This is a genomic window from Candidatus Palauibacter sp. (genome assembly GCF_965222475.1).
Lineage (GTDB): Bacteria > Gemmatimonadota > Gemmatimonadetes > Palauibacterales > Palauibacteraceae > Palauibacter.
Window position 1 is genome coordinate 721,818 of the sequence record NZ_CBDCUB010000008.1, and the last position, 13,707, is coordinate 735,524.

Below are 13,707 nucleotides of genomic sequence, written 5' to 3' on the forward strand. Positions count from 1 at the left end.
CAGACGGCTACGGCACCACCCGTGAAGATCGCGGTATCGTGGCGGACAATCCAGTTGCTTGGGGATCATTCGCCGCCCCGGCCCCGGGTGTGGTCTGCCTGCGGTGCGTCCGTCCTGCCGAGGTGTGCCTTGCGGGCGCGGGCGCCTGCCACCCTGCCAGCGTATTGTGCGTATCACATGTCGCAGTGGGCGTGGGTGTGCTGCACCTGAACGTCTCCCGGCCAGCGGGCCGCCACTCCTGGAACAATCGAGGCTGCATGCGCACGGTCGGGTACATCGCTGTCATCACCATGCTTGGGGCGCCTGCCCTCCTGCATGCGCAGCCGTCACCCGACGACCAGCAGCCACCCACGGCGCAGGCGTCGGAGATCGCGGCGCCTCCCGTCATCGACGGCCGGCTCGACGACGACGCCTGGTCGGGTCTCGAGCCCCTCGCGGGCTTCACCCAGCGCGAGCCCTCGGAGGGCGAGCCGGTGTCGCAGCGGACGGAGGTCCGTGTCGGCCATGACGACGCGGCCCTGTACATCGGCGCATGGCTCTTCGAGGAAGACCCGTCGGGCATCGTCACGGGCCAGACGTTGCGCGACGCCTCGCTCAACGACTCGGACGCCTTCGTCGTCGTCCTCGACACATACCTGGACCGGCAGAACGGTTTCGTCTTCGGCACGACGCCGGCGGGTATCGAGTACGACGGCCAGGTCACCGGCGAGGGTGTGGGCGGCGGTCGGGGCGGTGGCCGCCAGCAGCGCGGTTCGGCGGGCGGCTTCAACCTCAACTGGGACGGCTCGTGGGACGTAGCCACGACCAGGGATGATCGCGGCTGGTACGCCGAGATGAGGATCCCTTTCTCGACGCTTCGCTATGGCGCCGGGGGAGCGCAGGACTGGGGCCTGAATCTCGAGCGCAGGATCCGGCGCAACAGCGAGCAGTCGACGTGGGCGGGCCTGCCCAGGCAGTTCGACGTGTACCGGATCTCCCTGGCCGGAACCCTCGCGTTGGAGGCCCCCGCCAGGCGGACGGTGACGGTCAGCCCGTACGCTCTCGTGGACGGCTTCAAGGACTACGGAGCCGCGTCGCCGGCGGTGACCTTCGGCCGCCAGATCGGGGGCGACGCCAAGATCGGTCTCAATCAGAGCCTCACGCTCGATCTCACCGTGAACACCGACTTCGCGCAGGCGGAGGTGGACGACCAGCAGGTGAACCTCACGCGGTTCAGCCTCTTCTTCCCCGAGAAGCGCGCCTTCTTCCTGGAGAACGCCGGCACCTTCGCGGTCGGCGCGAGCCGTTCGGCCGAACTCTTCTTCAGCCGCCGCATCGGTCTCCAGGGTGGACGCGAGGTGCCGATCCAGGCGGGCGCCCGGATGACGGGCAAGGTCGGCGATTTCCAGATCGGCATGCTCAACATCCAGACCGACGAGGCGTTCCACTTCAACGACGAGACCGGGCTCAGCGAGCAGATCGCCCCGGCCAACAACTTCGGCGTGCTGCGGGCGTACCGGGAGTTCGGCAACCGGTCACAGCTCGGCGCCATCTTCGTGTCGCGTCTCAACACCGCCGACTCGGAGGACCACAACCTCACGTACGGCATCGATGGCCGGCTCGGGATCGGGGAGGCGCTGACGTTCGACGGCTGGGCGAGCCTCACCACCACGCCGGTCCCCACCGGGGAGGAAGCGCCGGGGTCGGGGTTCAACGGCGGCGAGTACGGCTTCGCCGGCGGGATGCGGTACGTCACGCGCGATTGGCAGGTCACGACCGGGTACCGGCAGGTCGGCGACGCCTTCAACCCGGAGGTCGGCTTCGTCAACCGGCGCGGGTACCGCCACCTGAACTTCCGCTTTCTGCGCCATCTTCGCACGGAGAGCGTGCCCTGGTTCCGCGAATTCCGACCTCACATCTCGGGGAACGCGTTCTGGACGCTGGGCGGCTTCAACGAGTCGTACCTCTTTCACTTCGACAACCACTTCGCCTTCGAGAACGGAGCGTTCTTCCAGCTCCCCGGCTTCAACCTCACCGGCGAGGGTCTCGAGGCACCGTTCGAGATCCGGGAGGACATCATCATCCCGGCCGGCACGTACCACAACCTCGACTGGGAATTCAGGGCGAACACGAATCGGGGCGCCCCGCTCTCGGCCTCGGTCGGATGGGGGCTGGGAGGGTTCTACAACGGGACCCGCTTCGGCCCGAACGCGACAGTCACCTACCGCTACCGCGACAAGCTCACGGCGAGCGTCAACGCGAACTACTTCGACGTCCGCCTCGACCAGGGCGGCTTCACGACCGCCGTCGCGCGGTTCAACGCGTCCTACTCGTTCACGCCCCGCCTGTACCTGCAGACCAACGTCCAGTACAACGGCGATACGAAGGACGTCGGGACCAACGTTCGGCTCGGGTGGCTCGATACGGCCGGCACCGGGTTGTATATCGTGTGGAACGACACGAGTCACACCGGCTCGCTCGATCGCACGGGAATCATGGCGGGGCCGAAGCAGCGCCAACTCGTGGTCAAGTACAGCAGGCTGTTCAACCTGAGCGGGTAGCTCCTATGTGGCACGACGACATCCTCGGCACGATCGGCGGCACGCCCCTGGTGCGGGTGAACCGTCTCGCGGCGCACCTGCCCGGCACCGTCCTCGCGAAGCTCGAGTTCTTCAACCCCGGCGGCTCCGTCAAGGACCGGATCGGGATCTCGATGCTCGAGGACGCCGAGGAGCGGGGCGCCCTCGCCCCCGGCGGCACGATCATCGAGGGCACGAGCGGAAACACGGGGGTGGGGCTCGCGCTCGCCGCCATCGCCCGCGGCTACCGGTGCATCTTCACGACCACCGACAAGCAGAGCCCCGAGAAGATCGCGATCCTGCGGGCGCTGGGCGCCGAGGTCATCGTCTGTCCGACCGCGGTCGCCGCCGAGGACCCCCGTTCCTACTACCAGGTCGCGCGCCGGCTCGCGGAGGAGACCCCCAACTCCGTCTATCTGAACCAGTACGACAACCCCGCCAACACGGTCGCCCATGTGCAAACGACGGGCCCCGAACTGTGGGAGGGGACGGAGGGGCGGATCACGCACCTCTTAGTGGGCTCCGGCACCGGCGGCACGATTTCCGGTTCGGCCGCCTACCTCAAGGAACGAAACCCGGACGTGCGAATCATCGGCGTGGATCCGTACGGCTCCGTCTACTGGAAGTACTTCCACACGGGGGAGTTCGACGAGGACGAGATCCAGCCCTACGTGACCGAAGGGGTGGGGGAGGACATCCTCGCCGGGAACATGAACTTCGACCTCGTGGATGACTACGTGCGCGTCACGGACCGGGAGTCGATGCTCATGACCCGGCGCCTCGCGCAGGAGGAGGGGATGTTCCTCGGCGGCTCGTGCGGGATGGCGATGGCCGGCGCCCTCCAGTGGATGGAGGCGAACCGCGCCGCGATCGATGACGACGCAGTCCTGGTCGTCATCATGCCCGACGGGGGCTACCGCTCACTCGGAAAGGTCTACAACGACGTCTGGATGCAGGAGCACGGCTTCCTCGAGGCGGACGAAGTCCTGACGGCGGGAGCCGTGGTCGGACGCCGCTCGAAGAGATCTCTCGTGTCGGCGCCGGCCGACATGACGCTCGACGACGCGATTGCGTCCATGCGGGAACACGCGATCTCCCAGTTGCCCGTGATGGAGGGAGGCGAGGTCGTCGGCAGCCTGATCGAGCAGGACATCCTCCGCTTCCTGATGGGAGATCCCGACGCCCGGGGACGTCTCGTGCGCGACCTCATGGGTCCGCCCTTCCCGGTGGTGGACGCCTCGAGTCCGGTGCATGAGTTCGCGCCCGGTCTTCGTGGAGAGCAGCCGGCCGTGCTGGTGCGGCGAGAAGACGGCACGTTCGCCATCCTCACCCGCTCGGATCTGATCGCGGCCCTCGGCGCGTAGAGCGTCCCCGAACCCGGAGACGTTCCCGCGGGAACGTTTCTGCTTGCAAAACGCTGCTATTGATGGCACACTAATGGCATGAGCGTTCAAATCACCATCCGAGGCGTCTCCGAGGAAGTGCGTGACCAGTTGCGAGTCCGCGCGGCCTCCCGCGGCCAATCCATGCAGCAGTACCTGCGCGGCGAACTCACGCGGCTGGTGGCGAAACCCACCGTTCACGAATGGCTGGCGAACGTCCGCACCCGCAAGCGGCTGTCGAAGAATCGGGTGACCACGGAGAGCATCCTGCAGGCGCGAGACGCCGACCGGAAGTGACGGTCGTCGTTGACGCCTCGGTCCTCGCCGCAGCGGCCGCCCACCTCGGGCCGCACGGCACTTGGTCCGAGACCGCCATGGCGGAGGCGACTCACGAGGGCGGTTCATTGGCTGGTCCACAAATCGTGCTTGCAGAGGCCAGCAACGTCCTTCGCCGGATGGAGCTTGCCGAACGGCTCGAGAGTTCGGAAGCCAATCTCGCCAGACACGATCTGCTTACGCTCGAGATCGAGTTGTTCACCTTCGAGCCTCTCGCCGATCGCGCGTGGGAACTGCGTCACAACCTCACGATCTACGACGGGTGGTACGTGGCGCTCGCGGAGGCGCTCTCCTGCCCGCTGCTCACGCTCGACCAGCGACTCGCCCGGGCCGCCGGCCCCACGTGCCGGATCATCACCCCGCCCCCCCCGCAGGTCGTACGCGAGCGCGCCGCCACGCGCCCATTACGATAATGTTTCTCATCAGCCCGGCCCGTTACTTCACACGGAAGGTCCCATGGAGCCTGCGGGCAGGCACGAATACATGAAGGCTTCTCGAATCCTTCGGCGGGCCTCGGCACTTGTCCGGCGCGGTTGGATTCAGGGCGACGTCGCTGCGGATGCCGACTGGTGCACGTGTGATCCGGAAGACCCGGCCGCTGTCAGGTGGTGCGCTGTGGGCGCGCTCCAGGCCGCCAACGATACACGGCCGTATCCCGGCAACGTGCTCTTGGAAATGCTGTTGGAAGCCCACGTTGGTGACGCGGGGAAGTGGAATGATACCGAGGGCCGAACCGCTGCCGAGGTGGCGGCAGTGATGGCGGCCGTCGCGGATGCATCGAACGGTTGGGATATCCGGCAAGGGTTGGGTCGGAAGCTCTTGGCATCTCCGTGACGACTGATACCCGGGGGAGGTCCGAGGCGGAGAGGACGGGGGAGGCCAGCCAACGGACGCAACTCTTGGGCCCGGGCTGGCGTGCCGAGCTAGCGGATATGGCTACAAGCGCCCGCCAATCCATGGTGGTTGCGGTGCCCTTCATCACCTATGCCGCCGCCGTATGGTTCCGTCGCCAGCTTGCGGAGGACGTTGAACTGGTCACACTCACCACGATCAAGGCCGACGCGGTCGCTTCGTCCGCGCTTGACGTAACCGCCCTGGTCCATTTTGCGGAGCTGTCGGATAAGGCGCAGGTGTTCGCGCTTCCCAACCTGCATGCGAAGGTCTTCATAGCCGATGAGAAGGCGGCGATCGTGACGTCCGGCAACCTCACTCAAGCGGGCCTCGACACGAACCTCGAATATGGCGTGATGCTCCGCGAACCGTTGCTAGTGCGCACGATTCGCAACGACATGAACTCGTTCGTCCGCTTGGGGAATCAGGTCAGTCGGCGTGCGCTTGGCGAGCTCGCATCCCTTGAGGCCGATCTCCGCCAAGCCAGAAAGAAGGCCGACGACGATGCGGAGCTTGGGCCGCGAGCGAGATTCAGGACGATCATGCGCAGCGCCAGACCTCGGTTCGTCGGGGCACAGGTAGGGAGCAGAAGTGCGAACTCGGTCTTCGGCGAGGCGATTCGCTTCGTGCTGGCGCGGGGGCCGCAACCCACAACTGCGATCCACGAGGAGGTTAGTCGGCTGCTACCGGATCTTTGCGACGACTCCGAGGAACTCGTCATCAACAGCGAGCACTACGGCAAGGCTTGGAAGCACCGTGTGCGTAATGCCCAACAGTACCTGAAGAGGAAGGGTGCGGTGACGTACTACGCCGATACGAAGACTTGGGGCCTAAAGTAACGCCGCTCTCTGCCCTCAGCCTTCTCCCGGGAGGGAGTAGAGGTGGGCGGTCACTGCGGCGGCGACCAGCAACAGGAGGGCCACAAGCCAGAGGTGCCCGGCCGCGAGCACGGCCGAGACGAGGATCGCGCTCCACAGGAAGATCGTCGCGCCGCGCCGCACGCGGGTCGAGATCACGCCGCGCTCCCGGTAGGCGGCGAGATAGCGTCCGAACACGCGGTTCTCGTACAGCCAGCGCTCGGCGCGCGGGGAACTGCGCGCGAAGCACCACGCGGCGAGGAGCAGAAAGCACGTCGTGGGCCAGATCGGGACGACGATCCCGAAGATGCCCGCGCCCACGCTGAGCGCCCCGATCCCCAGGTAGACGCCGCGGCGCACCGGGCCCGGCAGCGCCCGCGCGGCGCGCTCCGCCGCCCTGTGATCAACCGGGCAGCGTACGGACGTCGACTGGGTCGTGGTCTGGCCGCGAGGCATGTCTACTCGGGTTCCGTGTGGTCCGACATGGTTCCGACATCGGATCATGCGCCCGGGAGGACTCGAACCCCCAGCCTTCTGATCCGAAGTCAGACGCTCTATCCAATTGAGCTACGGGCGCGGGCGGCGCGAGGCGAAAACGGTAGGCGCAGCCCGCGTCCGATGCAACCGAACGCCGCATCCGTGTCGTACCCCCCGTCGCCGTCTCCGGGTCGCACCCGGCGTCCGGTCCGGGCTAGATTCGGGGACGCATTCCAACAGACCCGGAGCGGAACGATGCGAAGACTGCGTACCCTCTTCCTCCTCGGCGCGCTGGCCGCCGGCCCGCTGGCGCTCGCGATGCCCGCCCCCTCCCTCGCCCAGGGCCGCGCGAACGTGGCCATGACGGAGAGCTGGCCCGAGGCCGATTCCGACGATGTGGAGTCGATCGACAGCATCCTGACCGCCCTCTACGACGTGATCTCGGGCCCGGCCGGCGAGGCGCGCGACTGGGATCGGTTCAAGTCCCTGTTCATACCGGAGGCCCGGCTCATCCCCACCGGCCGATCCGAGGCCGGCGAGCACGGATACCGGGTCTGGAGCCCCGGCGAGTACGCCGCACAGGCGGGAAGTTCGCTCGAGCAGAACGGCTTCTTCGAGCTCGAGATCGCCCGCACGATGGAGCGCTTCGGGCCCGTGGCGCACGCCTTCTCCAGCTACGAGTCGAAGCGCAACGCGGACGACCCCGAGCCGTTCGCGCGCGGCATCAACTCGATCCAGCTCATGCACGACGGCCGCCGCTGGTACGTCGTCACCATCTACTGGGCCGGTGAGCGCCCCGACCTGCCGATCCCGGAACGATATCTGCCCTCGCCAAACGGAGGAGGTGCCCCGTGAGGTCTTCCCTGCATTCGCCGCGCGCCGCCTCGAGGGCCGCGTGGATCGCCGCCGCCTCGAGGGCCGCGTGGATCGCCGCCGCCTCGAGGGCCGCGTGGATCGCCGCCGCCTCGATCGCGCTGGCGGCCGCCCCGCCGCTCCAGGCGCAGAACCTCGCCCGCTTCGAGCCCGTCCCCGCGCGGGCGAACGACTTCCCGCTCACCCTCGAGTCGATCATGCGCGGCCCCGAGCACATCGGGCAGGCGCCCGCCGGGGTGAACTGGTCCGATGACGGCGAGTGGATCTACTTCCGCTGGCTCCCCGGCGGCGACGAGTGGCACGACACGTCCTCGCTGTACCGCGTACGCGCCACCGGCGACACCCCCGAACGCATCGACGACGAGACCGAACTCGAGCTGGGGCCGGTCCTCGCGTTCGGGGACGTCTCTCCCGACGGACGCTGGCGGGCGACGTCCTTCGACGGCGACCTCTACCTGGTCGAGCGGGCCACCGCGGCCGCACGCCGGCTGACCCACACGGAGGCGGGAGAAACCGGCCCGGTCTTCTCCGGAGACGGGGTCTCCATCTTCTTCCGCCGCGGGAACAACCTGTTCGCGTTCGACATCGACGACGGCGAGATCCGGCAGCTCACCTCCATCGGCGGCCCCGAACCCGCCGAGGAGACCGAGGCCGAGGGGCACAGGGCCTTCCTCGAGGAACAGCAGCGCGAACTCTTCGAGCACATCCGCGTCCGGGAGATTCGCGAGGAACGCGCCGAGGAGCGCCGCGAACTCCGGGAGGCCGGACAACGCGAGACGCTGCACCTCGCGCAGGGCGAGAACGCGCAGGGATTCGTCGCCGATCCCACCGGGAGCCGGGTCGCGGTCACCGTCACGCGCGGCGGCTTCGGCGGCGAGGGCCGGCGCACGGACATCCCGCTCTGGGTCACGGAGTCGGGCTACACCGAGAACACGGAGATGCGGGCCAAGGTCGGGGACGAGCAGGGCGTCTCCCGCCTCGCGGTCGTGAGCACGGCCACGGGCGAGGTCGACTGGCTCGACCTCACGGCCGACGGCTCGGAAGCCGATGCCGGGCCGGAGGCGGATGCCGGGGACGATGCGTCCGAAGACGCCGGCGACGACCGGCTCGCCGTGGCGAGCTTCGCCGGCTGGGACGAGACGGGCGCGTACGGGCTCGTGTTCGCGGTCGACTACGACTACAAGACGTGGCGCCTCTACGCCTACGAGGCGGCCACCGGCGAACTCGGGCTCCTCGACACGCTGTTCGACGAGGCGTGGGTGGGCGGTCCGTGCTTCGGCTTCCAGGGCGCGGGCTGCATGGGCTGGCTGCCCGCGGAGGCGGCGGGCGCGATGCCGCGCGCCTGGTACGTGAGCGAGGAGACCGGCTACGCGCACCTGTACGCGATCGACGCGGACGGCGGGAACCGGGAGGCGCTCACGGCCGGAGACTGGGAACTCCTCGGCGCCACGATCCCGGACGGGTGGGACGCGTTCCTCCTCCGGACGAGCGAACTTTCCCCCTTCGACCAGCACCCGTGGCGGATGGACTTCGACGGTTCGGATCGCGTCCAGCTCCTAGAGGGAGAGGGCTCGTTCGCCGTCACGCCCTCGCCCGATGGCCGGCGCTTCGCCGTCGTGCATTCCCGCTCGCACCGACCGGCCGAGCTGTACGTGGCCGACGTCGGGCCGGGCGCCGACATGACGCAGGTCACGACCACGCCCACGGAGGTGTGGCTCGGCTTCCCATGGCTCCGGCCCGAGATCATCCACTTCGAGGCACGGGACGGCGTGGAGGTGCCCGCCCGCATCTACCGGCCCTCCGACTTCGGGGTCGAGGCGAACGGGGCCGGCGTCGTCTTCGTGCACGGGGCGGGATACCTGCACAACGTCCACAACTGGTGGTCCAACTACTACCGCGAATACATGTTCCACCACTTTCTCGCGGCCCAGGGCTACACCGTGCTCGACATCGACTACCGGGGCTCCGCCGGCTACGGGCGGGACTGGCGCACCGCGATCTACCGGCACATGGGGGGCTGGGACCTGTCCGACCAGGTGGACGGCGCCGCGTATCTGGTCAGCGAGGAGGGGGTCGAGGCGGACCGGCTGGGGATCTACGGCGGTTCCTACGGCGGGTTCATCACCCTCATGGCCCTCTTCACCGAACCCGGGGTGTTCGCGGCGGGCGGCGCGCTGCGCTCCGTGACGGACTGGGCGCACTACAACCACTGGTACACGAGCCGGATCCTCAACCTCCCCCACGAGGACGAGGAGGCGTACCGGCAGTCCTCCCCCATCTACTTCGCGGAGGGCCTCGAGGGCCACCTCCTGATGGCGCACGGGATGTACGACACGAACGTGCACTTCTCCGACGTCGTGCGGCTCGCGCAACGGCTGATCGAACTCGGGAAGGAGAACTGGGAGATGGCCGTGTATCCGGTGGAGAACCACGGCTTCGCCGAACCGTCGTCGTGGACCGACGAATACCGGCGCATCTACGACCTGTTCGAACGCGTGATCGGCGGCGGACGGGCCACGTCGGCGGACGGGGCGGGCGGCTGAGCCGACCCCTCGCGGCGGGGCTCGCGCTCGCGGGGTTCGCACTCGCGGGCCTCGCGCTGGCCGCGTGCGGGGCCCCCGGCCCCGGCCCCTGGGTCGAAGCGGACGGCGTCCGCTGGCGGGAGCTGCGCCCGCGCGGCACGACCGGATTTCGCCCGCTCGACGCCTCCTCGCTGGGCGTCACGTTCCGCTACGAGGTCGAGGAGGAGGCGCGCCTCCGGAACCGCGTGCTCGCGGAAGGGCAGGGGGTGGCGATCGGCGACGTCGACGGGGACGACCTGCCCGACCTCTTCTTCGCCGGCTTCGGCGGTCCGAGCGCGCTGTACCGGAACCTGGGCGGGTGGCGCTTCGCCGACGTGACGGCGGCGGCCGGCCTCGCCCTCGAGGACGCGATGGCGCGCGGGGCCGTCTTCGCCGATCTCGACGGGGACAGTGATCTCGACCTCGTCGTCACGGTGCACGGCGGGCGGAACCGGATCTTCCTCGGCGACGGGATGGGCCGCTTCGACGAACTCGAGGACGCGGGGCTCTCGGGCGACCGGGCCAGCACGACCGCCACCCTCGCCGACGTCGACCGCGATGGGGATCTGGACCTCTACATCGCGAACTACAAGACGCGGCAGGTCGACGACCTGCATCCCCCCGACGTGCTCGACATCAACCACCTCCAAAGGGGCGAGGACGGCGGGCTCTTCATCCCCCCCGAACTCCTCGAACTGTACGAGGAGCACTACCGCGTGGAGTTCGACGGCCGTTTCGTGCGCCGCTTCGAACTCGGCGAGCCGGACGAATTCTACATGGGGCTGGGGGACGGCCGCTTCGCACCGGCCGCGCTGGCGGGCGCCCCTCCGGGTTCCGTCCCCACCGCGGCCGGAGAGGCCCGCGACTGGGGCCTCGCGGCGCGCTTCAGCGACTGGGACGCGGACGGCGATCCCGACCTCTACGTGGCCAACGACTTCAACAGCCCCGACGGGATCTGGATCAACCGCGGCGACGGTTCGTTCGAGGCGGCCCCCGCCGAGGCGATCCGCACGACGAGCCTCTCCTCGATGGCGGTCGACGTCGGGGACCTCGACCGGGACGGGGATCTCGACCTCCTCACGACCGATATGCTGGCCCGGGACCCCGCCGCGCGCCTCACGCGGACGGCGAGTTTCGAGGCGGCGCCCGAGCCTCCCGGGGAGACCGGGTCGCGGGTCCAGGTGAATCGCAACACGGTCCAGCTCAACCGGGGCGACGGCACGTTCGCGGAGGCCGCGTGGGAGCTCGGCCTCGCGGCCTCGGACTGGACGTGGGGCGCCCTCGTCCTGGACGCGGACCTGGATGGGTGGGACGATCTCCTCGTGACCACGGGTCACGCCTGGGACCAGCTCGATGGCGACGCGAACGCGCGCATCGCGGCCATTCCGGGGCTCCCGGCCGAGGATGCGCTCCGCATGTTCCCGCCGCTGCCGCAGCGGAACCTCGCCTTCCGCGGCGGGGAGGGCCGCTTCACGGACGTGAGCGACGGCTGGCGCTGGGGGGACGAGCCCGACATCTCGCACGGGCTCGCCGCCGGGGACCTGGACGGCGACGGCGACCTCGATGTCGTCGTGACGCGCCTCGGCGCGCCGCCCCTCGCGTACCGGAACGAGTCCGGCGCCCCCCGCGTCATCGTGCGGCTGCGGGGCCCGGAGGGGAACACGCGCGGGATCGGCGCACGGGTCGGTCTCGAGGGACACGACGCGGGCGTCCAGCTGCGGGAGATCAGCGCCGGAGGGGCGTACCTCTCGTCGTCCGAGCCGGCGGCCAGCTTCGCGGCCGTGCGAGACGCGGAGCTGACGCTCACCGTCGACTGGCCGGACGGCCGCCGCACCCGGATCGAGGGCATCGTCGCGAACCGCGAATACGTCATCGACAGCTCCACCGCGGCCGGGGCGGCCGGGGCGCCCGCGGCCGGGACCCCGCAGGCGGCCGCGGCCGGGACCCCGCAGGCGGCCGCGGCCGGCGATTCCCCCGCGGCGCCGGATCCGGCCGCGCCGCACTTCGAGGACGTCTCGGACCTCCTCGGGCACCGGCACGTCGAGTCGCCCTTCGACGACCGGGCGCGGCAGCCGCTCCTCCCGTACTCGCTCGACCGGCCCGGCCCGGGCGTGTCGTGGATCGACGTCGAAGCCGACGGGGATGCCGACCTGGTGGTCGGCAGCGGGCGGGGGGGCAGCCCGGTCCTGATGCGCAACGCCGGGGACGGTTTCGCCGCCCCGCGGGCACTGACGGCCGCGCTGGAATACGACGCGACGGCCACGCTGCCGCACGAGACCGGCGGCGGAGGCGTCGCGCTGCTGATCGGCGTGAGCGCCTACGAAGCCGCGACGCCCGCGGCCGTCCCGGCGATCATCGCGGCGCCGCTCGGTGCGGCCGCGCCGCCGCCCCCGCTCATCGACCCGGCCAGCTTCGCGACCGGGCAGCCCCCCGTCGCGACCGGCCCCCTCGCCCAAGCCGACATCGACGGCGACGGGGACCTCGACCTCTTCGCCGGGGGGCGCGTCGCCCCCGCCGCCTGGCCGGCCCCCGTCGACTCGTGGCTCCTGGTCAACGACGGCGGCGTGCTGCGGGCGGATGCGGAGCGCTCACGAGCCTTCGCGCGCCTCGGCCTCGTCTCGGGTGCCGTCTTCACCGACATCGATCTCGACGGCGATCCCGATCTCGCCCTCGCCCTCGAGTGGGGGAGCGTCCGCGTATTCCGGAACGAGGGGGGCCGCTTCACCGACGCGAGCGATGCCCTCGGGCTCAGCCGTCTCACCGGCCGCTGGAACGGGATCACCGCCGGCGACTTCGACGAGGACGGCCGGCCGGACCTCGTCGCGACCGGCTGGGGTTCGAACCTCGAGGTGCCCGCCGCCTATTCGCTCCTCTACGGCGACATGAATCGCGACGGCGTGGTCGATGTCGTCGAGGCGCGCCCGGAATCCGGCGTCTGGCGTCCGATCCGCGGCCGCGACGCCCTCGCCGTCCCCGGCGGGATCTCCTCCCTGCTGCGCGTCACCTACGAACGTTTCGGGAGCGCGCCGCTCACGGAACTCATCGATGGGCTCGATCGCGCCGCGCGACTCGACGTCAACGAACTCCGGCACACCGTGTGGCTGAACCGGGCCTCCGGGTTCGAGAGCGCGCCGCTCCCCGCGTCGGCCCAGCGCGCCCCCGCGTTCGGGGTCGCGGCGGGAGATCTCGACGGCGACGGGCACGAAGACCTCGTCCTCGCGCAGAACTTCTACGCCGGACGCTCCGGCGTGCCCCGCTACGACGCCGGGCGCGGGCTCTGGTTGAGAGGCGACGGGGAAGGGGGCTTCGAGCCGGTCCCGGGCCACCTCTCCGGGATCACCGTGTACGGGGACGCGCGGGCCGTCGCGCTGGCGGACTACGACCGCGACGGGCGGGTGGACGTGGCGTTCGGCGTCAACGGGGAGGAGACCCGGCTGTACCGCAACGCGGGCTCGGCCCCCGGCCTGCGCGTGACGCTCGAGGGAATCCCCGGCAATCGCCGGGCCATCGGCGCGCGGCTGCGCCTCGAGTACGGGGACGGGACCCTCGGTCCGCTGCGCGAGGTCCGGTCGGGCGAGGGCTATCTGGCCCGCCACGAGTCCGCGCAGACGCTGGGCGTCGCGCCGGACCCGCGGACGCCGCCCCGAACTCTGCACATCGTTTGGCCGGGCGGCGAACAGACCTCCGTCGCCGTCCCCCCGGGGGCTCGCGAACTCCGCGTCCCCGCCCCGGGAGACGCCCCCGCCCCGGGAGACGCCCCGGTCCGATAGCC

10 protein-coding genes and 1 tRNA gene are annotated in these 13,707 nt (G+C 70.0%); 9 read left to right on the forward strand and 2 right to left on the reverse strand.

Going from position 1 to position 13,707, the window contains the following annotated elements:
• Nucleotides 1–257: 257 nt before the first annotated feature.
• The 6 genes from ACOQPP_RS18590 (at nucleotide 258) to ACOQPP_RS18615 (ending at nucleotide 6,006) form a co-directional block, all read left to right on the forward strand.
• Nucleotides 258–2,540, forward strand: coding sequence for a DUF5916 domain-containing protein (locus tag ACOQPP_RS18590; RefSeq protein ID WP_420637142.1), 2,283 nt, complete (start codon nucleotides 258–260; stop codon nucleotides 2,538–2,540).
• A 5-nt stretch (nucleotides 2,541–2,545) separates the two neighbouring features.
• Complete coding sequence (locus tag ACOQPP_RS18595; protein WP_420637143.1) at nucleotides 2,546–3,922, forward strand: pyridoxal-phosphate dependent enzyme; 1,377 nt, start codon at nucleotides 2,546–2,548, stop codon at nucleotides 3,920–3,922.
• A gap of 78 nt (nucleotides 3,923–4,000) precedes the next feature.
• Complete coding sequence (locus ACOQPP_RS18600; RefSeq protein WP_419167288.1) at nucleotides 4,001–4,237, forward strand: FitA-like ribbon-helix-helix domain-containing protein; 237 nt, start codon at nucleotides 4,001–4,003, stop codon at nucleotides 4,235–4,237.
• Nucleotides 4,234–4,689, forward strand: a complete 456-nt coding sequence (locus ACOQPP_RS18605) for a type II toxin-antitoxin system VapC family toxin (RefSeq protein WP_419167287.1) — start codon at nucleotides 4,234–4,236, stop codon at nucleotides 4,687–4,689. Before ACOQPP_RS18600 ends, ACOQPP_RS18605 begins: the two co-directional genes overlap by 4 nt.
• Nucleotides 4,690–4,759: 70 nt before the next feature.
• On the forward strand, nucleotides 4,760–5,110 hold the full coding sequence (locus ACOQPP_RS18610; protein ID WP_420637391.1) for a DUF6197 family protein: 351 nt from the start codon (nucleotides 4,760–4,762) through the stop codon (nucleotides 5,108–5,110).
• 98 nt (nucleotides 5,111–5,208) lie between these two features.
• Nucleotides 5,209–6,006 (forward strand): phospholipase D-like domain-containing protein, encoded by a 798-nt coding sequence (locus tag ACOQPP_RS18615; protein ID WP_419167285.1) that lies wholly within the window; start codon nucleotides 5,209–5,211, stop codon nucleotides 6,004–6,006.
• A gap of 15 nt (nucleotides 6,007–6,021) precedes the next feature.
• On the opposite strand, the gene ACOQPP_RS18620 is transcribed toward ACOQPP_RS18615, so the two are convergent.
• Nucleotides 6,022–6,480 carry a YbaN family protein gene (locus ACOQPP_RS18620; RefSeq protein WP_419167284.1) on the reverse strand — a complete coding sequence of 153 codons (459 nt, stop codon included), beginning with the start codon at nucleotides 6,478–6,480 and terminating at the stop codon, nucleotides 6,022–6,024.
• A 47-nt stretch (nucleotides 6,481–6,527) separates the two neighbouring features.
• A tRNA-Arg gene (locus ACOQPP_RS18625) sits at nucleotides 6,528–6,601 on the reverse strand.
• Nucleotides 6,602–6,756: 155 nt separating this feature from the next.
• Here ACOQPP_RS18625 and ACOQPP_RS18630 point away from each other — a divergent pair.
• Genes ACOQPP_RS18630 through ACOQPP_RS18640 form a run of 3 tightly spaced genes read left to right on the forward strand, consistent with a single transcriptional unit; the run spans nucleotide 6,757 to nucleotide 13,705 of the window.
• Nucleotides 6,757–7,356, forward strand: a complete 600-nt coding sequence (locus tag ACOQPP_RS18630; protein ID WP_419167283.1) for a hypothetical protein — start codon at nucleotides 6,757–6,759, stop codon at nucleotides 7,354–7,356.
• On the forward strand, nucleotides 7,353–9,917 hold the full coding sequence (locus ACOQPP_RS18635) for a S9 family peptidase (RefSeq protein WP_420637144.1): 2,565 nt from the start codon (nucleotides 7,353–7,355) through the stop codon (nucleotides 9,915–9,917). Before ACOQPP_RS18630 ends, ACOQPP_RS18635 begins: the two co-directional genes overlap by 4 nt.
• A complete protein-coding gene (locus ACOQPP_RS18640) occupies nucleotides 9,827–13,705 on the forward strand; it encodes an FG-GAP-like repeat-containing protein (protein WP_420637145.1) in 3,879 nt (1,292 codons plus the stop codon). The genes ACOQPP_RS18635 and ACOQPP_RS18640 overlap by 91 nt, the downstream gene beginning before the upstream one ends.
• Nucleotides 13,706–13,707 lie beyond the last annotated feature (2 nt).